This is a genomic window from Caenimonas koreensis DSM 17982, assembly GCF_009646335.1.
GTDB lineage: Bacteria > Pseudomonadota > Gammaproteobacteria > Burkholderiales > Burkholderiaceae_C > Ramlibacter > Ramlibacter koreensis.
Window position 1 is genome coordinate 92,432 of the sequence record NZ_WJBU01000011.1, and the last position, 22,357, is coordinate 114,788.

At 63.3% G+C, this 22,357-nt stretch carries 21 protein-coding genes; 1 reads left to right on the forward strand and 20 read right to left on the reverse strand.

The annotated features are described in order from the left end of the window. Positions 1 to 10 precede the first annotated feature (10 nt). The 3 genes from folP to GHT07_RS12710 form a co-directional block, all read right to left on the reverse strand. Positions 11 to 841: a dihydropteroate synthase gene (gene folP, locus GHT07_RS12700; RefSeq protein WP_153585464.1), complete on the reverse strand. Its 831-nt coding sequence runs from the start codon at positions 839 to 841 to the stop codon at positions 11 to 13. Positions 842 to 937: 96 nt separating this feature from the next. Next, entirely contained in the window at positions 938 to 2,842 is a 1,905-nt protein-coding gene (gene ftsH / locus GHT07_RS12705) for an ATP-dependent zinc metalloprotease FtsH (RefSeq protein WP_153585465.1), read from the reverse strand. 127 nt (positions 2,843 to 2,969) lie between these two features. Next, the gene (locus GHT07_RS12710) at positions 2,970 to 3,641 is read right to left on the reverse strand and encodes an RlmE family RNA methyltransferase (protein ID WP_153585466.1); all 672 of its coding nucleotides are present in this window, start codon (positions 3,639 to 3,641) and stop codon (positions 2,970 to 2,972) included. Positions 3,642 to 3,665: 24 nt separating this feature from the next. On the opposite strand from GHT07_RS12710, the gene GHT07_RS12715 reads away from it, so the two are divergent. Then, a complete protein-coding gene (locus GHT07_RS12715) occupies positions 3,666 to 4,142 on the forward strand; it encodes a YhbY family RNA-binding protein (RefSeq protein WP_153585467.1) in 477 nt (158 codons plus the stop codon). On the opposite strand, the gene GHT07_RS12720 is transcribed toward GHT07_RS12715, so the two are convergent. The 17 genes from GHT07_RS12720 to uppS form a co-directional block, all read right to left on the reverse strand. Then, the gene (locus tag GHT07_RS12720) at positions 4,139 to 4,588 is read right to left on the reverse strand and encodes a DUF4149 domain-containing protein (protein WP_153585572.1); all 450 of its coding nucleotides are present in this window, start codon (positions 4,586 to 4,588) and stop codon (positions 4,139 to 4,141) included. The genes GHT07_RS12715 and GHT07_RS12720 overlap by 4 nt on opposite strands. 31 nt (positions 4,589 to 4,619) lie before the next feature. Further along, complete coding sequence (gene greA, locus GHT07_RS12725; RefSeq protein ID WP_153585468.1) at positions 4,620 to 5,096, reverse strand: transcription elongation factor GreA; 477 nt, start codon at positions 5,094 to 5,096, stop codon at positions 4,620 to 4,622. A gap of 115 nt (positions 5,097 to 5,211) precedes the next feature. Beyond that, positions 5,212 to 8,466 (reverse strand): carbamoyl-phosphate synthase large subunit, encoded by a 3,255-nt coding sequence (gene carB / locus GHT07_RS12730; protein WP_153585469.1) that lies wholly within the window; start codon positions 8,464 to 8,466, stop codon positions 5,212 to 5,214. Positions 8,467 to 8,484: 18 nt separating this feature from the next. After that, complete coding sequence (locus tag GHT07_RS12735; RefSeq protein WP_153585470.1) at positions 8,485 to 9,126, reverse strand: hypothetical protein; 642 nt, start codon at positions 9,124 to 9,126, stop codon at positions 8,485 to 8,487. Continuing rightward, a complete protein-coding gene (gene carA, locus GHT07_RS12740) occupies positions 9,123 to 10,286 on the reverse strand; it encodes a glutamine-hydrolyzing carbamoyl-phosphate synthase small subunit (RefSeq protein WP_323740919.1) in 1,164 nt (387 codons plus the stop codon). Before carA ends, GHT07_RS12735 begins: the two co-directional genes overlap by 4 nt. 146 nt (positions 10,287 to 10,432) lie before the next feature. After that, positions 10,433 to 11,218, reverse strand: coding sequence for a TrmH family RNA methyltransferase (locus tag GHT07_RS12745; protein ID WP_323740920.1), 786 nt, complete (start codon positions 11,216 to 11,218; stop codon positions 10,433 to 10,435). Then, positions 11,215 to 11,904, reverse strand: coding sequence for a ribonuclease HII (gene rnhB, locus GHT07_RS12750; RefSeq protein ID WP_153585472.1), 690 nt, complete (start codon positions 11,902 to 11,904; stop codon positions 11,215 to 11,217). Before rnhB ends, GHT07_RS12745 begins: the two co-directional genes overlap by 4 nt. Beyond that, positions 11,876 to 13,012 (reverse strand): lipid-A-disaccharide synthase, encoded by a 1,137-nt coding sequence (gene lpxB / locus GHT07_RS12755; protein WP_153585473.1) that lies wholly within the window; start codon positions 13,010 to 13,012, stop codon positions 11,876 to 11,878. Before lpxB ends, rnhB begins: the two co-directional genes overlap by 29 nt. Before the next feature lie 12 nt (positions 13,013 to 13,024). After that, positions 13,025 to 13,822: an acyl-ACP--UDP-N-acetylglucosamine O-acyltransferase gene (lpxA, locus tag GHT07_RS12760; RefSeq protein WP_153585474.1), complete on the reverse strand. Its 798-nt coding sequence runs from the start codon at positions 13,820 to 13,822 to the stop codon at positions 13,025 to 13,027. A 6-nt stretch (positions 13,823 to 13,828) separates the two neighbouring features. Continuing rightward, positions 13,829 to 14,266: a 3-hydroxyacyl-ACP dehydratase FabZ gene (fabZ, locus tag GHT07_RS12765; RefSeq protein WP_153585475.1), complete on the reverse strand. Its 438-nt coding sequence runs from the start codon at positions 14,264 to 14,266 to the stop codon at positions 13,829 to 13,831. 5 nt (positions 14,267 to 14,271) lie between these two features. Continuing rightward, positions 14,272 to 15,270 carry a UDP-3-O-(3-hydroxymyristoyl)glucosamine N-acyltransferase gene (gene lpxD / locus GHT07_RS12770; RefSeq protein WP_323740921.1) on the reverse strand — a complete coding sequence of 333 codons (999 nt, stop codon included), beginning with the start codon at positions 15,268 to 15,270 and terminating at the stop codon, positions 14,272 to 14,274. Positions 15,271 to 15,283: 13 nt separating this feature from the next. After that, complete coding sequence (locus GHT07_RS12775) at positions 15,284 to 15,790, reverse strand: OmpH family outer membrane protein (protein ID WP_153585476.1); 507 nt, start codon at positions 15,788 to 15,790, stop codon at positions 15,284 to 15,286. Continuing rightward, on the reverse strand, positions 15,790 to 18,084 hold the full coding sequence (bamA, locus tag GHT07_RS12780) for an outer membrane protein assembly factor BamA (RefSeq protein ID WP_153585477.1): 2,295 nt from the start codon (positions 18,082 to 18,084) through the stop codon (positions 15,790 to 15,792). The genes GHT07_RS12775 and bamA overlap by 1 nt, the downstream gene beginning before the upstream one ends. A gap of 23 nt (positions 18,085 to 18,107) precedes the next feature. After that, complete coding sequence (gene rseP, locus GHT07_RS12785; RefSeq protein ID WP_153585478.1) at positions 18,108 to 19,556, reverse strand: RIP metalloprotease RseP; 1,449 nt, start codon at positions 19,554 to 19,556, stop codon at positions 18,108 to 18,110. Between the two features lie 19 nt (positions 19,557 to 19,575). Then, positions 19,576 to 20,763 (reverse strand): 1-deoxy-D-xylulose-5-phosphate reductoisomerase, encoded by a 1,188-nt coding sequence (gene ispC, locus GHT07_RS12790; RefSeq protein ID WP_153585479.1) that lies wholly within the window; start codon positions 20,761 to 20,763, stop codon positions 19,576 to 19,578. Continuing rightward, positions 20,760 to 21,614, reverse strand: a complete 855-nt coding sequence (locus GHT07_RS12795) for a phosphatidate cytidylyltransferase (RefSeq protein ID WP_153585480.1) — start codon at positions 21,612 to 21,614, stop codon at positions 20,760 to 20,762. The genes ispC and GHT07_RS12795 overlap by 4 nt, the downstream gene beginning before the upstream one ends. A 12-nt stretch (positions 21,615 to 21,626) precedes the next feature. Next, entirely contained in the window at positions 21,627 to 22,346 is a 720-nt protein-coding gene (gene uppS / locus GHT07_RS12800) for a polyprenyl diphosphate synthase (protein WP_153585481.1), read from the reverse strand. Positions 22,347 to 22,357 lie beyond the last annotated feature (11 nt).

The window sequence follows — 22,357 nt, forward strand, 5'->3', positions numbered from 1 at the left end:
AATGCCTCTTTTAATTATTGCCTGCTGCCATCGCGCCGAACACCTTCAGGGCGGCAACAGTTTCCTTCACGTCATGCACGCGCACGATGTGCGCGCCGCGCTCGACGGCGAGCACCGCTGCCGACACGCTGGGGATGAGCCGATCGTTGACGTCCAGCCCCGTCACGCTGCCGAGTGACGACTTGCGCGACCAGCCTGCGACGAGCGCATGGCCTGCGAGCAACTCGTGCTGCCGCGCCAGCAGTGCGAAATTCTGTTCCACCGTCTTGCCAAAGCCAATGCCCGGGTCCCAGGCGATGCGCGCAGGGGCAACGCCCGCCTCGCGCAGCAGGCGCGTTGCGCCGTCGAGGAAGGCGCGCACCTGCGGCACGGCATCGCCTTCCATCGGCGAGCGCTGCATGGTTTGCGGCTCGCCATGCATGTGCATCACGCACACGCCACACGACGCATGTGCAGCGATCACCTCGCGCGCGCCTGGCTGGCGCACGCCCCAGATGTCATTGATGATGTCTGCGCCCAAATCAAGCGCCTGCTGCATCACTTGCGGCTTGTACGTGTCCACAGACACCGGCACGCCGAGCGACACAGCCTCACGCAGCACAGGCAGCACGCGGGCGAGCTCTTCATCGAGCGGAACCGGCGGCGTGCCGGGCCGGCTGGATTCGCCGCCAATGTCGAGGATGTCCGCGCCTTCTTGCAGCAGCTTCTGGCAGTGATCGAGCGCCGCCTTGGTGCTGGCGTAGTGGCCGCCGTCCGAAAACGAATCAGGCGTCACGTTGACGATGCCCATGACCTTCGGCTGCGAAAGATCGATGAGGTAGCGGCTGGTTTGCCAATGCATGACGGGAAGGTTGAGCGTTCGGCGTGGGGCGTTCGGCGCCAAGCCCGGCACTACGCCTGCGCGACGCTCAACGCCCGACGCTCAACGCTCAACCCCTCAAGCAGCTGTAGGCGCCGGGTCGGCACCTACCGGCGTGCCACCCGAGCCGCCCGTGGGCGTGCGCGGCGTGAAGTCCTTGGGCGGGCGCGGGTCCTTGCCGGCCATGATGTCGTCGAGCTGGTCGGCGTCGATGGTTTCCCATTCGAGCAGCGCCTTGGCCATCGCGTGCATCTTGTCCTGGTTGTCCTCGATCAGCTTGCGGGCCAGGGCGTATTGCTCGTCGATGATGCGACGCACTTCCTGGTCGACCTTCTGCATGGTTTGCTCGGACATGTTAGTCGTCTTGGTGACCGAGCGGCCCAGGAACACTTCGCCTTCGTTCTCGGCATAGACCATCGGGCCCAGCGCGTCGGTCATGCCGTAGCGCATCACCATGTCTCGGGCGATCGTCGTGGCACGCTCGAAGTCGTTCGAAGCGCCCGTCGTCATTTGGTTCATGAAGACTTCTTCGGCGATACGGCCACCAAACAGCATCGCTATCTGGTTCAGCATGTACTCGCGGTCGTAGCTGTAGCGGTCCTGCGCGGGCAGGCTCATCGTCACGCCGAGGGCACGGCCGCGCGGGATGATCGTGACCTTGTGCACCGGGTCCGTCTTGGGCAGCATCTTGCCGATGAGCGCGTGCCCTGCCTCGTGATAGGCGGTGTTGCGACGCTCTTCCTCGGGCATGACCATGCTCTTGCGCTCGGGGCCCATGAAGATCTTGTCTTTGGCCTTCTCGAAGTCCTGCATTTCGACGACGCGAGCACTGCGGCGCGCTGCCATCAAGGCGGCTTCATTGCAGAGGTTGGCCAGGTCAGCACCCGACATGCCGGGCGTGCCGCGTGCGATCACGCTGGCATTCACGTCCTGGCCGATCGGAATCTTGCGCATGTGCACATTCAGAATCTGCTCGCGGCCGCGGATATCGGGCAGCTGCACGTACACCTGGCGGTCGAAACGGCCAGGGCGCAGCAATGCGGCGTCCAGAATGTCAGGGCGGTTCGTGGCAGCCACGACGATCACGCCGAGGTTGGTTTCAAAGCCGTCCATCTCGACGAGCATCTGGTTGAGCGTTTGCTCGCGCTCGTCATTGCCACCACCCAGGCCCGCGCCGCGCTGGCGGCCGACGGCATCGATTTCGTCGATGAAGATGATGCAAGGTGCGTTCTTCTTGGCGTTCTCGAACATGTCGCGGACACGGGCAGCGCCCACGCCAACGAACATCTCGACGAAGTCGGAACCGGAGATCGAGAAGAACGGAACCTTCGCTTCGCCAGCAATGCCCTTTGCGAGCAGAGTCTTGCCGGTACCCGGAGGCCCGACCAGCAGCAGGCCGCGCGGGATGCGCCCGCCGAGCTTCTGGAATTTCTGGGGGTCTTTCAGGAAGTCGACGACTTCCTTGACTTCTTCCTTCGCTTCGTCGCAGCCGGCGACGTCCGCAAAGGTGACCTGGTTGTTGTTCTCGTCGAGCATGCGCGCTTTGCTCTTGCCGAAGCTGAAAGCGCCGCCCTTGCCGCCGCCTTGCATCTGGCGCATGAAGTACACCCACACGCCAATCAGCAGCAGCATCGGGCCCCAGCTGACCAGCAGCGTCATGAGCAAAGAGCCCTCTTCACGCGGCTTGACGTCGAACTTCACCTTGTTATTGATCAGGTCGCCAACCAGGCCCCGGTCGAGGTAGGTGGCAGTGGTGCGGACCTTGGTGCCGTCTTCCTTGACGGCGACGATTTCCGTGCCGCCCTGGCCTTCCTGGATGACGGCGTTCTTGATGCGGCCGCCGCGGACTTCTTCAAGGAAGTCGGAGTAGCCCACCACGGAAGCACCTGCGGCACCACGCGTGTCGAACTGCTTGAACACGGTGAAAAGCACGAGGGCTATGACAAGCCACACGGCAATTTTCGAGAACCACTGATTATTCAAACTGCGTCTCCGAAGAAGATATGCACTAGCTGATGCCCATTCTAGGCCTTTCAAGCCATGCAATGATGTATTTTCGCGACGGGTGCCAGGGGCGGAAGTGACGCAATTGCCACCGGTGCACCTTGTGTCATTTCCCTGTCTTCAGACCCACGCCCACAAGGAAGGTTTCGGACGACTTGTCGCGGGATGCCTTGGGTTTGATGGGCTTGACGACGCGAAACGATTCCTTGAAGTGCTTGACAAGCTGACTGTAGCCGCTGCCATGGAAAAGCTTGGTCACCAATGCCCCTTCTGGCTTCATGTGTGCCTGGCTGAATTCCACCGCAAGCTCCACCAGGTGCGCGATACGCATCGCGTCTGACGACTCAATGCCCGACAGGTTGGGCGCCATGTCTGAAATCACCACGTCTGCCTTGCGGCCGCCCAGCTGGGCAGCCACCTGCGCCAGCACCTCGGGCTCGCGGAAGTCACCCTGGATAAACGTCACGCCCTCGATAGGCTCCATGGGCAGGATGTCCATGGCGATGATGGTGCCGTTGAGCTCACCTGCCGCAGCGCCTGCGGGCGACATCTTGCGGCGCACATACTGGCTCCAGGCGCCCGGCGTCGAGCCGAGGTCAACAACGACAGCGCCCGGCTTGATCAGGCCGAGCTGCTCATCAATTTCCTTGAGCTTGTAGGCCGCGCGGGCGCGATAGCCGTCCCGCGTGGCCATCTTCACGTAGGGATCGTTGATGTGGTCGTTCAGCCAGGACCGGTTCTTGACCTTGCTGCCACTCTTCTTTGTCTTTGCGTTCATGCTTCCCACCCATAATACGTGCCCATGCCTGCCATCCAGTTAACCATTGCCGAGCGCAAGGCGCATCGCGCCGAAGCCCACCACCTCGACCCCGTTGTCATGATCGGCAACGACGGCCTCACGCCCAACGTGAAAAAAGAGGCTGATGCCGCCCTGAAGTCCCACGGCCTGATCAAGATCCGCGTCCAGGGCGACTCTCGCGAGGCCCGTGAAGCGATTTACGCCCAGCTTTGCGACGAGCTTGGTGCAGCGCCCATCCAGCACATCGGCAAACTGCTCGTGCTCTGGCGCCCCAAGGTCGCCAAGGAGAAAACGCCTGACGAAGACCGCATGGCCGGCCCACGCGAATTCAAGGTGCTCAAGTACAGCAAGCGCGGCGGCCAGCGGCCCGAGGTCAAAACCCTGCGCGTGCTGGGCAACCAGCGGCTGACGGCCGGTGGCCAGGTGCGCCGTGCCAAGCCGCCCAAGCAGAAGTCGGTCAAGAAGGGCCGGCAGACTTAATTCGCTTCCGGCACCTGGCACACCCCGGGCGCCGAAGTCACCTTCCACAAAACGGTGCCAGCGCAGAGCCACTGCAAAAAGTACATCACGCTGCCCACCGAGTGCCAGAACCGCAGGTCCTGCCTCGCGATGATGTGAGGCGCCACCGCGAACTCGGCCAGCACCGCCAGCAGCACGCCTGCAAAGAGATACATCAGCACGCCGTGCTTCCAGTCCATCGACGCCACCTCTTCAGTGGCGCGCGCCGACAGCATCACCACGATGCCGCAGCCGATGGAGACCCATGTTTGCGCTGTGAACAGCCTGGCTGCCATGCGGCCTGCGTCAGCGGGCGTGGGCAGGTTGGCAAACAGCAGCGGCACGACGATGAAGCCGATGGTGGTGAGGCTGCCCCACCACAGAGCGCAGGCCAGCACCCCTGCCCTGGCCTTCCAGCCGCCGCTCATGTCGGTCAAAGTGCTTTTCAGTTGCGGCGAATCAGATGTAGTGCACAGCGACGATCTCAAACCGCCGCACGCCGCCGGGGGCCTCAACAACGGCAACGTCGCCCTCTTCCTTGCCGATCATTGCGCGCGCGATGGGGCTGGAGATATTGATCAGGCCCTGCTTCAGGTCAGCCTCGTCTTCGCCGACGATCTGGTACTTCACCTTCGTGCCCGTCTTTTCTTCCTCGAGCTCGACGGTGGCGCCGAAAACAACTCGGCCGTTCGCATCGACCGAGGTCGGGTCAATGACTTGCGCGGCCGAAAGCTTGCTCTCGATTTCCTGGATGCGGCCTTCGATGAAGCCCTGGCGGTCCTTGGCGGCTTCGTACTCAGCGTTCTCGGAAAGATCGCCTTGCGCACGCGCTTCGGAGATGGCGTTGATCACGCCAGGACGGTCGACCGTCTTCAGGCGGTGCAACTCGGCCTTCAGCTTTTCGAAGCCGCGCGTGGTGATCGGGATGGTAGGCATTATGGGTTGGGCGTTGAGCGTTGAGGGTTGAGCGTGGAAATGCCCGCAGTGGTTGAGATTGTCGCCGAAGCGCTGGCGCAGGGCGACAACACGCCCGACGCCGAACGCCCAACGCTCAACCGAGCTGCGCGTGCAGTTCCTGCAGCGAGACAACGCCGAGGTTGTCCATGTACTTCATGCCTTCGACGGCCGCCTCGGCGCCGGCGATGGTCGTGAACGTGGTCACGCGCGACAGCAGCGACGAGGTGCGGATGGCGCGCGAGTCGGAGATCGCGTTGCGGCGCTCTTCGACCGTGTTGATCACCATCACGATCTCGTTGTTCTTGATCATGTCGACCACGTGCGGCCGGCCTTCGGCCACCTTGTTCACGCTCTCGCAAGTGATGCCCGCAGCATTGATGGCGGCGGCCGTTCCCTTGGTGGCCACGATATCGAAGCCTTGCGCAGCAAGCTGGCGCGCAACTTCGACAGCACGCGGCTTGTCGCTGTTCTTCACCGTGAGGAAGACCTTCTTCACGGCATCCGTGGGCCGCGGCAGCTTGGTGCCTGCGCCCAGCTGGCTCTTCACGAAGGCTTCACCGAAAGTTTTGCCTACGCCCATCACTTCACCGGTGGACTTCATCTCGGGGCCTAGGATGGTGTCAACGCCCGGGAATTTCACGAACGGGAACACGGCCTCTTTCACGCTGAAGTAAGGCGGCGTGACTTCGTCGCGGATGCCCTGCGATTCGAGCGACTGGCCCACCATGCAGCGCGCCGCCACCTTCGCGAGCTGGATGCCCGTCGCCTTGCTCACGAATGGCACCGTGCGCGAGGCACGCGGGTTCACTTCGAGCACGTAGATCACGTCCTTGCCATCGGCTTGCTGGATGGCGAACTGCACGTTCATCAGGCCCACCACGCTCAGGGCTTCAGCCATGGCCGCGGTCTGGCGCTTGATCTCTTCGACCGTCGCCTTCGACAGCGAATACGGCGGCAGCGAGCAGGCGGAGTCACCGCTGTGCACGCCCGCCTGTTCGATGTGCTCCATCACGCCGCCGATGAAGGTGCGGCCCGTCGGGTCACGCAGGCAATCGACGTCGCATTCGATCGCGTCGTTCAGGAAGCGGTCGAGCAGCACGGGTGAGTCGTTGGATACCTTCACGGCCTCGCGCATGTAGCGCTCAAGGTCGCGCTGCTCGTGCACAATTTCCATCGCGCGGCCACCGAGCACGTAGCTGGGGCGCACGACGAGCGGGTAGCCGAGTGCCGCGGCCTTTTCCAGCGCTTCGGGCTCTGCGCGCGCAGTGGCGTTGGCAGGCTGGCGCAGGTTCAGCTTGTGCAACAGCTGCTGGAATCGTTCGCGGTCTTCCGCCGCGTCGATCATGTCGGGGCTGGTGCCGATGATTGGCACGCCTTCGGCTTCGAGGCCGAGCGCGAGCTTGAGCGGCGTCTGGCCGCCGTACTGCACGATCACGCCGAAAGGCTTTTCCTTGTCGACGATCTCCAGCACGTCTTCGAGCGTGAGCGGCTCGAAGTACAGGCGGTCGGATGTGTCGTAGTCGGTCGAAACGGTTTCAGGGTTGCAGTTGACCATGATGGTCTCGTAGCCGTCTTCGCGCATGGCGAGCGCGGCATGGACGCAGCAGTAGTCGAACTCAATGCCCTGCCCGATACGGTTCGGGCCACCGCCCAGCACCATGATCTTCTTGTTGTTCGTCGGCTCGGCTTCGCATTCGGCGACGCCGCCGTAGGTGGCGGACTCATACGTCGAATACATGTAGGCCGTGTTCGTCGCGAATTCGGCGGCGCACGTGTCGACGCGCTTGTAAACCGGGCGCACGCCGAGCGCGCGGCGCTTGTCGCGAATGATCTTGTCCGTCGTTTTCAACTGGCGCGCGAGTCGCCTGTCGGAGAAGCCCTTTTGCTTGAGCATCGTCAGCGCGGGCGCGTCGATCTCGTCCAGCGACATCTTCTCCAGCGCGAGTTCGATCTTCACGATCTCTTCGATCTGCACGAGGAACCAGCGGTCGATCTTGGTGAGGTCAAACACCTCATCGACCGACATCCCTTGCGCGAAAGCGTCGCCCACGTACCAGATGCGCTCGGGGCCGGGCTCGCCCAGCTCCTTTTCGAGCACTTCGCGGTCTTGCGTCTTTTCGTTCAGGCCATCAACGCCGACTTCGAGCCCGCGCAGCGCCTTCTGAAATGACTCCTGGAAGGTGCGGCCCATCGCCATCACCTCGCCGACCGACTTCATCTGCGTGGTCAGGCGCGAATCAGCCATCGGGAATTTCTCGAAGGCAAAGCGCGGAATCTTCGTCACGACATAGTCGATCGACGGCTCGAAGCTCGCGGGTGTTGCGCCGCCGGTGATTTCATTGCGCAGTTCGTCGAGGGTGTAGCCGCAGGCCAGCTTGGCTGCGACCTTCGCGATCGGGAAGCCAGTCGCCTTCGATGCCAGCGCCGATGAGCGCGACACGCGCGGATTCATCTCGATCACGATCATGCGGCCGTCTTGCGGGTTGACCGCGAACTGCACGTTCGAGCCGCCCGTATCCACGCCGATTTCGCGCAGCACCGCGATCGACGCGTTGCGCATGATCTGGTATTCCTTGTCCGTCAGCGTCTGCGCCGGAGCGACGGTGATCGAGTCGCCCGTGTGCACGCCCATCGGGTCAAGGTTTTCGATCGAGCAGATGATGATGCAGTTGTCGGCCTTGTCGCGCACGACTTCCATCTCGTACTCTTTCCAGCCGAGCAGCGACTCTTCAATGAGCAGCTCCTTGGTGGGCGAGGCTTCGAGGCCGCGCTTGCAGATCACTTCGAATTCTTCGGGGTTGTAGGCGATGCCGCCGCCCGTGCCGCCGAGCGTGAAACTCGGGCGGATCACGGTGGGGAAGCCCACCGACTTCTGGACGCCCCAGGCTTCCTCCATCGAATGCGCAATTCCGGAGCGGGCCGAGCCCAGCCCGATCTTCGTCATTGCGTTCTTGAACTTCTGGCGGTCTTCTGCCTTGTCGATGGCTTCAGGTGTGGCACCGATCAATTCGACCTTGTACTTTTCGAGCACGCCGTTGTGCCACAGGTCGAGCGCGCAGTTGAGCGCCGTCTGCCCGCCCATCGTCGGCAGGATCGCGTCGGGGCGCTCCTTGGCGATGATCTTCTCGACTGTCTGCCAGTTGATCGGCTCGATGTACGTGACGTCAGCCGTGGCCGGGTCCGTCATGATCGTCGCGGGGTTGCTGTTGATCAGGATGACCTTGTAGCCCTCCTCGCGCAGCGCCTTGCAGGCCTGCACGCCAGAGTAGTCGAACTCGCACGCCTGGCCGATGATGATCGGGCCAGCGCCGATGATGAGGATGCTTTTTATGTCTGTGCGCTTTGGCATTTTTTTCCTGTCAGTCCTTCACCGGATGGCCGCCAGCGGGACCTTGCAGTGGTCCATGGCTGCGAACATCAACTTGATTGCAATCAGCTCACCCTTGGCGCGGCCGCGCGCGGCATTCTCTTCCTTGCCGGCTCCGAGCGAGAGCACGTCGTCAATGCCGATCAGCTCGCGCAATGCTTTGTGTTTCGGGTCGCCGACCAGTTCGACGAACGCACTCATCTGCAAGGGCGAAAACCGCTCGGCCACAGAGCCGTAGTCGGACTTGTTACCGCTACGCGCCTCGGTCAGGCCGGCGCCAATGGCGGCGGAAAATACTTCGGCGCCACCGCCTTCGAGCACACTGATCGACGGCTCGACAGCTTCCGGGTAGCGCTTGGCAAATGCGGCCGCGGCGGCGCTTCGCTGATCCAGGAAACCCGGCTTGGACAAGCGCTGGCGCAAGCAGGTGAACTGCTCGGTCGATACGCGATTGACCTTGTCGGCCAAGGGCCAGTTCGGGTCCTTGTCGAGGAAGACCTGGAAGATGTCGCCAACGGGGAGCGTGCGCACCACCAGGTCGGTCAGGCGGGCGACGCCAGGTGCCTCAGGCTGTGACCAGGCGGGAGCCGCGAAGAACCCTGCCAACACCACCGTCAGGGCAGCAATCAGCTTCTGTTTCATTTCGCCTCCATCAAACCGATGAAGCGGTCGAACAGGTAGCCGATATCGTGCGGGCCGGGGGATGCCTCTGGGTGACCCTGGAAGCAGAACGCGGGCTTGTCGGTGCGTGCCAGGCCTTGCAGCGTGCCGTCGAACAGGCTGACGTGCGTGGCGCGCAGGTTTGGAGGCAGCGTTTTCTCGTCCACCGCGAAGCCGTGGTTCTGGCTCGTGATGGACACGCGGCCGTTGTCGAGATCCTTGACGGGGTGGTTCGCGCCGTGATGGCCGAACTTCATCTTGAACGTCTTGGCGCCGGAAGCCAGCGCCATGATCTGGTGGCCGAGGCAGATGCCGAAGGTGGGGTAGCCAGCTTCGATCAGTTCACGCGTGGCCGCGATCGCGTAGTCGCATGGCTCAGGATCACCGGGGCCATTGGAGAGGAACACACCATCAGGCTGGAGCTTCTTGACTTCGGCAGCGGACGTCTGCGCCGGCACAACAGTGACCTTGCAGCCGCGCTCGGCGAGCATGCGCAGGATGTTCTTCTTCACGCCGAAGTCGAAGGCGACGACGTGATGCTTCGTCTCGCCCTGGTTGGTGTAGCCCACGCCGAGCTGCCACTCGCGCTGGGACCATTCATACGGCTGCCCGACCGACACGACTTTCGCCAGGTCAAGGCCGCTCATGTTCGGCGCCCCTCGTGCGGCGGCAATGGCCTTGTCGACGATGGCGGGTGTGATTTCCTCGCCGGCGGCCAACGCGACGATGGCGCCGTTCTGCGCGCCCTTGGTGCGAAGCAGGCGCGTCAACTTGCGTGTGTCGATGTTGGAAATCGCGACGGTGTTCTGCGCGCGCAGGTAGTCAGGCAGCGTTTGCGTGGAGCGAAAGTTGGATGCGATCAGCGGCAGGTCGCGAATGATGAGGCCGGCGGCATGGACCTTCTGCGCTTCGACGTCTTCCGCGTTGACGCCGTAGTTGCCGATATGCGGATACGTGAGCGTCACGATCTGCTGGCAATAGCTGGGGTCGGTGAGGATTTCCTGGTAACCGGTGATGGCCGTGTTGAAAACGACTTCGCCGGTGGTGGCGCCTGTAGCGCCTATCGAGTTGCCTGTGAACACTGTGCCATCGGCAAGCGCCAGGAGGGCTCTGGCGTCGGTTCCCTGTTGAAACAAAAGCACTGGGTTCTCCGGATGATTACGGTACGCCCAAGGTTCAAGTGCGTCGTGCGAACCGGGGTTCACACTGCAGCTTTGTTCAGGGATTTGGCTTGAATGCGCTAGGCGTACGGGGGTTTGCGGGAAAGCACACGATTATAACGGACGCCTTATGCCCCACTGCTCTTGAAGGTCGCACTGGCGTGCATACAAATGGCTGCGGCAGACGCCACGTTCAGCGACTCTTCCCCGCCAGGCTGAGCGATTCGCACCGAGTGCGTGGCCAACGCAGCCAGCGCCGCGCTCACGCCCTGCCCTTCGTGCCCCAGCAACCACGCGCACGGCGTCGGCAGGCGCGCCTCGTGCAGGAACTCGCCGTGGTGCGAACTCGTCGCGATCAGCGGAATATCCAACACGCCCACATCGGCGGCCAGCATTCCTTCGTGCAACTGCAAACCAAAATGCGCGCCCATGCCCGCTCGCAGCACCTTCGCGCTCCACAAGGCAGCCGTGCCCTTCAACGCGATCACCTGCTGGAAACCAAATGCCGCCGCGCTTCGCAGGATCGAGCCAACGTTGCCAGGGTCCTGTAGGCCATCGAGCACAACAGTTGGCTTGTCTTTCTGCAGTACGGGCTGAGCTGGCATCGCGATGACGAAGCCCATGCGCGCCGGCGACTCCAGTGCGCTCAACCCCGGCCACAGCGCATCCGACACGATCAACTGCTTGCCGCCATGCCCCGACCACGCGTGGCCGGTTTGCGACCACGCCGATTCGCAAAACACCATCAGCTCAGGCTGCACGCCACGCTCAACCGCCGCGCGGCAGAGGTGATCACCTTCGAGCCAGATGCGGCTTTGCTTGCGATAGGCGGTGCTGTCCTGTGCGAGCCGCTTGAGCTCCTTGAGCTGCACGTTCGCGGCGGACGTGACGAGAAGCGGGCCGGAGGTTGTCACGAGACCGACACGCTCACCGTCGTGCCGTCCCGGATGGTGAAGGTCGCGGCCACCGGTGCGAAGAACTTGCGATGATGCTTGCAAGCGCCATGCACACGCAGCGCTTCGAGGTGCTCGGGCGTGCCGTACCCTTTGTGCGAGCCAAAGCCGTACTGCGGAAACTCCTCGTGCAGCGTCTCGCAATAGCGGTCCCGCGTCACCTTGGCCAGAATCGACGCGGCGGAGATTGCCTTGACCTTCGCATCGCCGCCGATGACGGCTTCTGCCAGCACATCGATCGTCGGCAGGCGGTTGCCATCCACGAGCACCTTCGCCGGCTTCAGGCGCAAGCCCTCCACGGCGCGTTTCATCGCGAGCATCGTGGCTTGCAGGATATTGAGGGTGTCGATCTCTTCGACTGTGGCCGAGGCGACCGAGCAGCACAGCGCTTTCTCGCGAATCTGGTCAAAGAGGCGGTCACGCTGCAACGCCGTCAAGGCTTTGGAATCGGCAAGGCCGCGAATGCGCTTGGAGTCGTCAAGAATCACGGCCGCCGCATAGACCGGGCCGGCGAGCGGGCCGCGCCCTGCTTCGTCCACGCCGGCGAGCAGGCCGACGGGGTCCCAGTCGAGCTGTTTCTGAATGACGCGCGAGCGCTGCCGCAAGGCAGCGCCGCTTTCACGCGTGGATGACTTTGTCGATGGCATCGGTGGCAAGTTGCGCGGTATCGCGTTGCAGCAAAACGTGCAACGCCCTGAATTTGTCTTGTACGGCAGCCATTCTCTCAGGCGCCTGAAGCCAGTCCAAGAGCGCCTGCGCCAGCGCTGGCGGCGTTGCATCCTGCTGTATCAATTCGGGCACGGCAAATTCGCGCAGCAGGATGTTGGGCAGGCCAAACCACGGCAGCACCTGGTGCGGCTTCATCATGCGATAGGTCAGCCAGTTCATCGCGTACGAGATGACCATCGGCCGCTTGAACAGCGCAGCCTCCAACGTGGCTGTGCCGCTGGCAATCAGCGTGACATCGCAGGCGGCCAGCACGGCGTGCGACTGGCCCTCGACGATCAACGCGTCTTTCAATCCGGCGAAACGCGCCGCCTCCTCGATCGCGGATTTAAAGGCGGGCATCGCTGGCACGACGATCTTCAGGCCTGGCCGCGATGTGGCGGCCAGGGCGGCCGCCTCGAAAAACAGCGACGCGTGGTACTTCACCTCCGAGCCGCGGCTGCCCGGCAGCACGGCCAGCACTTCATCATCGGCAGCAAGGCCCAGGGCGGCGCGCGCGGCGGCTTTGTCGGGCTCCATGGGGATCACGTTGGCGAGCGGATGCCCGACGTACGTCGCGCCGATGCCATGGCTGTGCAACAGCTCTGGTTCAAACGGGAACACGCACAGCACGTGATCAGCGCAGCGCTTGATCTTGTGCACCCTGTCCGCGCGCCACGCCCAGATCGACGGGCAGATGAAGTGCACCGTCTTCACGCCCTTCTCGCGCAACTGGCCTTCGAGATCAAGATTGAAGTCAGGCGCATCGACACCGATGAAGGCGCGCGGCGGATCGGCCAGCAGGCGCTGCGCAAGCTGCTTGCGGATGCCGACGATCTCGCGGTAGTGCATGAGCACCTCGACGTAGCCGCGCACGGCAAGCTTGTCGTGCGGCCACCATTCGTCGAAACCCTGCGCTTTCATCCGCGGCCCGCCAATGCCCTGCGCCTGCAAACCGGGCCAGCGCGCGTGCATGCCTTGCAGCAGCAGGCCGGCCAGCAAGTCGCCGGACGCTTCACCGGCGACCATTGCAATTCTGAGGGGCTCCATGACCAGGACGCGCTAGCGGACGATGCCGCGGTCGTTCGTGCTCGTCGCCCCGAGAAACTCGAGCATCATCGCGACATCAGCTTGTGCTGCGGGATGCGACTGCGCGAGTTCGGCAATTCGCGCCTTCGACTGCTCCAGCGTGATGCCGTCGCGGTACAGCGCCTTGTGCATCGCCTTGACCGCTGACACACGCTCCGCGGAGAACCCCCGGCGCCGCAGGCCTTCGAAGTTCATCGAGCGTGCACGCGCCGGCTGGCCCTCGCTCATCACGAATGGCGGCTGGTGGGCCAACACCACCGTGCCAAGCGCCGTCATGCCGTGCGCGCCGATGCGCACGAACTGGTGGACGTTCGTGAAGCCGCCCAGGATCACCCAGTCATCGACCTGCACATGCCCCGCCATCTGCGCGTTGTTCGCGAAGGTTGTGTGGTTGCCGACGATGCAGTCGTGCGCGAGGTGCACATAGGCCATCAGCCAGTTGTCGTTGCCCACGCGCGTCACGCCGCCGCCGCCGGGGGTGCCGATGTTGTACGTGCCGAACTCGCGAATCGTGTTGCGCTCGCCAATGATCAACTCGCCCGGCTCGCCCGCGTACTTCTTGTCCTGCGGAATCGCACCCAGCGAGTTGAACTGGAAGATACGGTTGTCGCGCCCGATGGTCGTGTGCCCTTCGATCACGCAGTGCGGGCCGATGCTGGTACCACCCGCGATCTTCACGTGCGGGCCGATCAGCGTGTACGCGCCGACGGTCACGCTGTCGTCGAGCTGCGCGCCAGCGTCAACGATCGCCGTGGGATGAATCTGCGCCATCGCGGCCTACCCTACGGTGCGCATCGTGCACATCAGCTCGGCCTCGCACGCGAGTTCATCGCCAACGTGGCACGTGCCCTTGAACTTGAAGATGCCGGCCTTCTGGCGCAGCAGTTCGACATTCATCACCAGCTGGTCGCCCGGCTCGACCACGCGCTTGAAGCGCGCGGCATCAATCCCCGCGAAGTAGTAAACGGCCTTGCTGTCCGGCGCTGCATCTGCGGTTGCAAAAGAAAGCAGCGCCGCGGTCTGCGCCATGGCTTCGAGCATCATCACGCCCGGCATCACGGGGCGATGCGGAAAGTGGCCGACGAAAAACGGCTCATTGATGGTGACGTTTTTCAGCGCCTTGATTGTCTTGCCCTTCTCATAAGAGAGCACGCGGTCCACCAGCAAGATGGGGTAGCGGTGAGGCAGCAGCCTGAGAATCTCGTGGATGTCCATTGTTGTCATTGTTCGCTCTTGTTCACTGGCGCACCATCGTGCGCTTTCTCCAACGCCTTGAGCCGCTCACGCATCTTGTACAGCTGCTTGAGTGAGGCGGCGTTCTTTTCCCAGGTGGCATTGTCGTCCAACGGAAAGACGCCGGTGTAGTGCCCGGGCTTGAGAATCGAGCGCGTGACGAGCGATGTCGCGGAGATGTGAACGTTGTCCACGATCGTGAGGTGACCGAGGATGCCCGCGCGCCCGCCTATCGTGCAATGCGCGCCTATCGTTGCACTGCCGGCGACAGCCGCACAGCCCGCCATGGCGGTGTGCTTGCCGATGCGTACGTTGTGACCGATCTGGATCAGGTTGTCGAGCTTCACGCCGTCTTCGATCACCGTGTCTTGCAAAGCGCCGCGATCGATGCAGGTGTTGGCACCGATCTCGACGTCGTTGCCGATGGTCACTGCGGCAAGCTGCTCGATCTTCTCCCACGCGCCTGCGTTCGGTGCGAAGCCGAAACCGTCGGCACCGATCACGACGCCTGGGTGGAGGATGCAGCGATCGCCAATCACGCAATGCTCGCCGACGCTCACGCGTGACTTCAGCACCGTGTGCGCGCCGATCCGCGCACCGCGTTCAACAACGCACAGCGGGCCGATGCGCGCCGTCGGGTCGATGACTGCATCGGGATCGATCACAGCACTGGGGTGAATCGCGGGGCCCGGCACGACGACCTGCGCCTTACGCCACAGCTGCGTGACTTTGGCGAAGTAGAGATAGGGATCCGCTGCCACGATGCACGCACCGCGCGAAGCGGCAGCGTCACGAAACTGCGGCGCGACGATGACGCAGGCTGCCTGGGTCGAGCCCAGTTGCTGCTGGTACCGTGGATTGCTGAGGAAGCTCAGCTGCCGGGGCGAAGCCGCCTCCAGCGAGGCGAGCCCTTCGATGGTCAGGCGGCCGTCGCCATGCAATTCGCCGCCGAGGGCATCGATGATGGCTTGGAGCTGCAGCTGCACACCAGCTGCGCCCTCAACGGGCGTTGAGGGCCTTGATCACCTTGTCGGTGATGTCGTGCTTGGGATTGACGTACACAGCTTCCTGCAAGACAAGGTCGTACTTTTCAGCTTCGGCTACTTGCTTGACAACGCGGTTCGCACGCTCGAGGACCTGCTGGAGCTCTTCGTTCTTGCGTGCGTTCAGGTCTTCCTGGAATTCGCGGCGCTTGCGCTGGAAGTCGCGATCCTGGTCGAGGATCTGCTTGGAACGCGTGGCACGCACGGCCTCTGACAAGGTGGGCGCTTCGCGGTCGAACTTGTCCGAGGCGGCCTTCAGTGAGTTGCCGATGTCGTTGAGCTCTTTCTCACGTTTGGCAAACTCGGTCTCGAGTTTGGCTTGCGCGGCCTTGGCTGTGTTGGCCTCGCGGAAGATGCGGTCGGTATTGACGAATCCCACCCGGAAATCTTCGGCCTGCGCGTTCGCGGCCATCGCCAGGCCGGCAAAGAGGATCAGGAGGCAGGAGCGATACAGGGACTTCATTAGAACGACGTTCCGATCTGGAATTGCATTTTCTGGATTCTATCGCCAGGGAACTTGCGAATGGGCTGCGCAATGGCGAAGCGAAGCGGGCCCACTGGCGAAATCCACGACAGGCCCACGCCGGTGGAGGCACGCAGCGTAGACAGCTCGAATTTCTCAGCTTCGCCATAGACGTTGCCGGCATCGACAAAGGCAAAGACGCGCAGGCTCTTGTCGTTGCCCGCACCGGGGAACGGTGCAATCAGCTCAGCATTGAGTGTGACCTTCTTGGTGCCGCCGATCACGGAGCCCGTCACGTCGCGCGGGCCGATCGTGCCCTGGTCGAAACCGCGCACCGAACCCAAGCCGCCGCTGTAGAAATTCTTGAACACGGGGAAAGGCTGGTTGGACAGCCCCTTGCCCCAGCCGCCTTCAGCGTTAAAGGCCAGCGTGAATTGCTTGCTGATGGGCACGAACTGCTGCAACTGGTAGGTGGCGCGAACATACTTCGCGTCGCCGATCACGCCGAGTTCGCCGGACGCGCGCTGCAGCCGGCCCTTCGTGGGGGTAATCGCACTGTCGCGGTCATCGCGGCCCCAGCCGATGCTCAGCGGCAACGAGACGCTGGTAAAGCCCGCCTTGGCCGCGTAGGCCAGGTACGCGGCAGGGATGTTCGTGCCGGGCTTGATCTGCACGCGCTCGACAGCGCCACCGAAGAACACGGTATCGACCTCGGTGAAGGGCACGCCGAAACGCAGGCCCGCACCGCTGGTCACGAGCTGGTAATTGCCGCCCTGGTCTTCGTAAGGCCGGGTCGCACGGTGATACAAGTCAATCGACCGGGAGATGCCGTCGTTGGTGAAGTACGGATTGACCGAGCTGAAGACGACGGTGCGGTTGTACTTGCTGGTGTTGAGCTCGATGCCGAGATAGTTGCCCGTGCCGAAGGCGTTCTCCTGCTTGACCGAGAACGACAGGGCCAGCTTTTCAGCCTGCGAGAATCCAGCGCCCAGCTGCAGACTGCCACTGGGCTTTTCAGTCACGGCCACGTTCAGGTCGACCTGGTCGGGCGCGCCAGGCACTTCCGACGTGGTGATGTCCACATCCTTGAAGAAGCTCAGGCGGTCAATGCGATCGCGCGACAGCTTGATCTTGTCACCGTCATACCAGGACGACTCGAACTGGCGCATTTCGCGGCGCACGACTTCGTCGCGGGTGCGTGCGTTGCCTGCAATGTTGATCTGGCGTACATACGCACGGCGCGACGGATCGGCCACGAGGACGAACGACACGCGGTTGTTGGCGCGGTCGATTTCAGGGCGTGCTTCCACGCTCGCGAAGGCATAGCCGAAATTGCCGAAGTAATCGGTGAAGGCTTTGGTGGTCTCTGCAACCTTGTCGGCGTTGTAGGGCTCGCCCGGACGGATGACCACGAGCGACTTGAACTCGTCTTCCTTGTTCAGGTAGTTGCCTTCGAGGCGCACACCGGAGACAACGTAACGCTCGCCCTCGGTGATGTTGATGGTGATCGTGATGTCCTGCTTGTTCGGCGAGATCGCGACCTGCGTCGAATCGACGCGGAACTCAAGATAGCCGCGCGCCAGGTAGTACGAGCGCAGTGCTTCCTGGTCGGCATTGAGCTTGGTGCGCGCATAGCGGTCGGACTTGGTGTACCAGCTGAGAAAGCCGCCGGTGTCCAGGTCAAACAGGTCGCGCAGCGTCGATTCGCTGAATGCATTGGCGCCGACGATGCGGATGTCCTTGATGCGGGCGGGCTCGCCTTCGGTGATCGTGAAGTTCAGGTTGACGCGGTTGCGCTCGACAGGCGTGAGCGTAGTCACCACCTCAGCGCCGTACAGGCTCTTGTTGATGTACTGGCGCTTGAGTTCCTGCTCGGCGCGGTCGGCCAGGGCCTGGTCGAACGGCCGGCCTTCAGTCAGGCCGACTTCGCGCATCGCCTTGCGAAGCGCTTCCTTGTCGAATTCGCGCATGCCTGAGAAGTCGATCTCGGCGATGGTCGGCCGCTCTTCAACGATCACGACGAGCACATCGCCATTGACCTCGAGTCTTACGTCCTTGAACAGGCCCAGGGCAAAAAGTGCCCGGATGGCTGCGGCGCCCTTTTCGTCGTTGTACTGCTCGCCGATGCGAAACGGCAGCGAAGCGAAGATGGTGCCGGGTTCGGCGCGTTGCAGGCCTTCGACACGAATGTCGCGGACGGTGAACGGATCCACAGCCCATGCACTGGCCGAAAAGGCGAGTGCGACCATGGCCGCAACGGTGCTAACGCGAAAGCGCTTGTATTGTTTCTTCATTGAATCAAGAGTGGGCTTGGGGCTCAGCCAAAGAAGCGGGTCACCTGGCGGGCAACATCGTTGAATAATGCGACCGACATCGTCACTAGCAGCACTGCCATGCCAGCGCGTTGCAGGTATTCCATCCACACATCGGAGACGCTTCTTCCTGTCGCGCCCTCCCAAAGATAATACATCAGGTGCCCGCCATCGAGCATTGGCACCGGCAGCAGGTTCAGCACACCAAGGCTGACGCTCAGCACGGCGAGGAACTGCAGGTAGTAGGTCAGGCCGACGCTGGCCGATTTGCCAGCGTATTCGGCAATCGTGATTGGCCCCGACAGGCTCTTGAGCGACAGATCACCGATCACCATCTTGCCGATCATTCGCAGCGTGAAAGTGGACATCTCCCAGGTCCGCACGGCGCCCTTCGACAGACCCGCGAGAAAGCCGCGATGGACCAGCACCATCGCCGGCGGCGAGCCCACATAGGCCTCGATGCGGCCGGTGGCCTTGCCTGCATCGACGACGGCGTCAGGCTGCACATCCAGCGTGGAGGCCATGCCGCCCCGCTCGATCCGCCATGGCTGCGACAGGCCTTTGCCGCCCGCCACCGACAGCCTGATCATCTCGCGCAGCTGCTGTGCATCAACCACCTCGACGCCACCGACAGCGCGGATCACATCACCTTTGCGCAGGCCCGCTCGCTCACCCGCCCCGCCCTTGATGACATCGCCGATCACCGGCTGAGTCCACGGTCCGAGCACGCCGATTTCACGGTTGAGTTTTTCGTCGGCTTCGCGCGCGCGCAGGGCCGACAGGCGCATGACTGTTTCGCTTGCGCGCCCGTTGACGCTCAGCGCCAGGCGCACATCGCGCCCATCGAGGGCGCCTCGCGTGAGCATCCAGCGCACTTCGTCGAAGCTCTCAACGGGCTCCAGCGCGCTGCCGTCGAAAGCCGCAGCCGTCACGACCTCGCCACCCGATAGCCCGGCTTGCTGCGCGACCGAGCCGGCGACCGGCTTGCCCAGGATGGGCTTCGGCTCTTCAACGCCATACCAGTTGAGTACGGAGTAAAGAAAGATCGCCAGCAACAAGTTGGCTGCCGGCCCGGCCGCGACGATAGCCGTGCGCTGCAGCACGCTGGTATTGCGGAAGTCTCCTGCCACCTCTTTGGAGGGCGGTTCCTTCTCGCCGTTTTGGCCCAGCATCTGCACATAGCCCGCCAGCGGAAAGAGCCCGATGGCAAACACGGTTGCCTGCCCGCGGTGCTGGCGGCGCGGCTGCCATTCAATCACCGGTTTGGTCACGGCGTACGCCAGGCGATGCCCGAACGAAGCCTTCTTGCCTTCTTCCGGCTCTGGCACCGGAAACGTCGCAATGCCGAAACGCTGCACCTTCACGCCGCATGCCACCGCCACCCGGTAGTGGCCGTATTCGTGGATGGCGATCAGCAAGCCAAGGGCAACGACAAAGGCAACGAGGGTCAGCATGTGTGCGTTCTTCTTTCAGTCAGCGCAGCTGTCCAATTGCTGCGTTGGCCGCGGCACGCGATTGCGCATCCAGGGCCAGCAGGTCGTCCAGCGATGCGGGCTTGGAGGGGGCAACCGTCCCTAAAGTTGCAAGGTTCACACTGTGTATCTGGTCGAAACGGATGCGCTCGTCCAGGAACGCGGCCACTGCCACCTCATTGGCCGCATTCAGCACGGCCGTTGTTCCCGGTGCTGCGGCCAGGCTCTCCCAGGCGAGCTGCAGCCCTGGGAAGCGCTCGCGGTGGCCGCGGCTGTCGAATGACTCGAAGGTCATGTCGGCCAGCGACATGAAGTCCAGCGCCTGCGCGCCCGACTCGATGCGCTCGGGCCAGGCAAGGCCATAAGCAATCGGCACCCGCATGTCGGGCGTGCCCAGCTGGGCAACGACCGATGTGTCACGGTACTGCACCATGGAATGGATGACGCTCTGCGGATGGATCACCACTTCCAGCCGGTCAGGCTGCAGGCCAAACAGGTAACGCGCCTCGATCACTTCGAGCGCCTTGTTCATCATGGTCGCCGAGTCCACGGATATCTTGCGGCCCATCACCCAATTGGGATGCGCGCAAGCCTCTTGCGGCGTGACGTTGCGCAGCGTGGCAACTGCACGCGTGCGAAACGGCCCGCCCGAGGCAGTGAGGATGATCTTTTCAACCCGCGCGTTCCACGTGGCCGGATCTTCTGGCAGCGACTGGAAGATCGCCGAGTGTTCGCTGTCGATCGGCAGCAGTTTTGCTCCGCCCGACTTCACGGCTTCAAGAAAGAGCTCGCCGCCGACCACCAGGGCCTCTTTGTTGGCCAGCAGCAGCTTCTTGCCTGCCCGGGCCGCTGCGAGGCACGACTCGAGGCCCGCAGCGCCGACGATGGCGGCCATGACGACATCGACCGACTCGTGCGACGCAATTTCGTCGATGGCGCGCTGGCCTGACATCACCTGGGTGGGCAGGCCTTCGGCTTTCAGCTTGTCCGCCAGCTCGCGGCCATGCGGCTCGCTGGCCATGACAGCAAAGGCGGGCCGGAACTGCGCACATTGCGCAAGCATCAAGTCAACCTTCGTCGCAGCGCTGAGCGCGAATACCTCGAAGCGATCCGGATGCCGTGCGATCACGTCGAGCGTGTTCGCTCCGACGGAGCCCGTCGAGCCCAGGACCGATACGCGTTGCTTCATTGCCATGCCAGGGAGCTGACCATCATGGCCAGCGGCAACGTGGGAAGCAGCGCATCGACCCGGTCGAGCACACCGCCGTGCCCCGGCAACAGGCCGCTCGAATCTTTGGCACCAGCGCTGCGCTTGACCAGCGACTCTGCCAGGTCGCCCACCACGCTCATCGCTGCGAGGAAAACGGCTGCCACCAGCAGCAGCCACCAGCTCTGGGCCGCAAGCCGCGAAAAGAGGCTGGGAACTGCGGCGTTGAATTCACGATCAGCGAACGTCCACGCGACCGCGAGCACGACCACCCCGAGCATCCCGCCCCACACACCTTCCCAGCTCTTGCCGGGGCTGATTGCGGGCGCGAGTTTGCGCTTGGTGAATTTCAGGCCGAAGGCACGGCCTGCGAAGTAGGCAAAGATGTCCGCCACCCAGACCAGTACGAGCAGTGACAACAGAAAATTGATACCAATGACACGGGCCTGCGCCACGGCCAGCCAGGCAACCCACAGTGCCAGCACGCCACCGGCAATCCGGATGGCCTTTGGGATACGCGGCCAGCCGGCGACACCCGCCCGAATCAGGAAGGCGCCCGCAATGACCCAGAACGCGCTGGCCACGGTCCAGACCAGCCCGAGTGACTGGCCCAGCAAGCCAGCAGCCCATGACGCAGCGCAAGCTGCCAGGCAAACCGCACCGAGCGCGACCGAGCCAGCCGGGCCCAGTCCATTGAGCTTGCCCCATTCCCACGCGCCGGCCGCGATCAACACCAGCGCCACGGCGCAAAACGGCGTCGGCGAAGGCCAGAACAGGGCAGGCAACAGGATGGCCAGCAGGACGATGGCCGTGATGATTCGCTGCTTGAGCATGGAGTGCGGGGCCTACGCGACGAGCCGCTTGGCGCGCGGTGCGACTTGCTCGGTCGTCTTTCCGAAACGGCGTTCGCGTGTCGCGTAGTCAGCCAGGGCTTCATCAAGCGCGGCGGCATCGAAGTCAGGCCACAGCTTGTCGCTGAAGTAGAGCTCGGTGTACGCAGACTGCCACAGCAGGAAGTTCGACAGGCGCCGCTCGCCGCCTGTGCGGATGATCAGGTCGGGGTCTGGCACGTGGGCCAGCGCCATCGCGCCTGCCAGGCTCGATTCAGTGATCGGCTCGCCGGCCGCTGCCAGTTTGGCGGCTGCCTGCGCAATATCCCATCGGCCGCCGTAGTTGAAGCAGACGTTGCAAATCAGGCGCGTGTTGGCAGCCGTCGCGCGCTCCGCATTCGCCAGGCCATTGCGAACCATTTCCGGGAGCGCCGTGCGATCACCGACGAAATGCACTCGAACACCTTCTTCGCTGAGCAGCGGCACTTCACGCGCGAGTGCATGCATGAGCAACGCCATCAGGCTGGAGACCTCTTCAGCAGGGCGATTCCAGTTTTCGGACGAGAACGCGAAGACGGTCAGCACCTTCACGCCGCGCTCGCCGCAGCGGCGCACGCAGGCCCGCAACGCATCCATGCCCTTCTTGTGGCCAGCCGCGCGCGGCAGGAAACGGCGTATGGCCCAGCGGCCATTGCCATCCATGACGATTGCGACGTGGTGCGGGACGGCGAACATGCGGAGTCTGG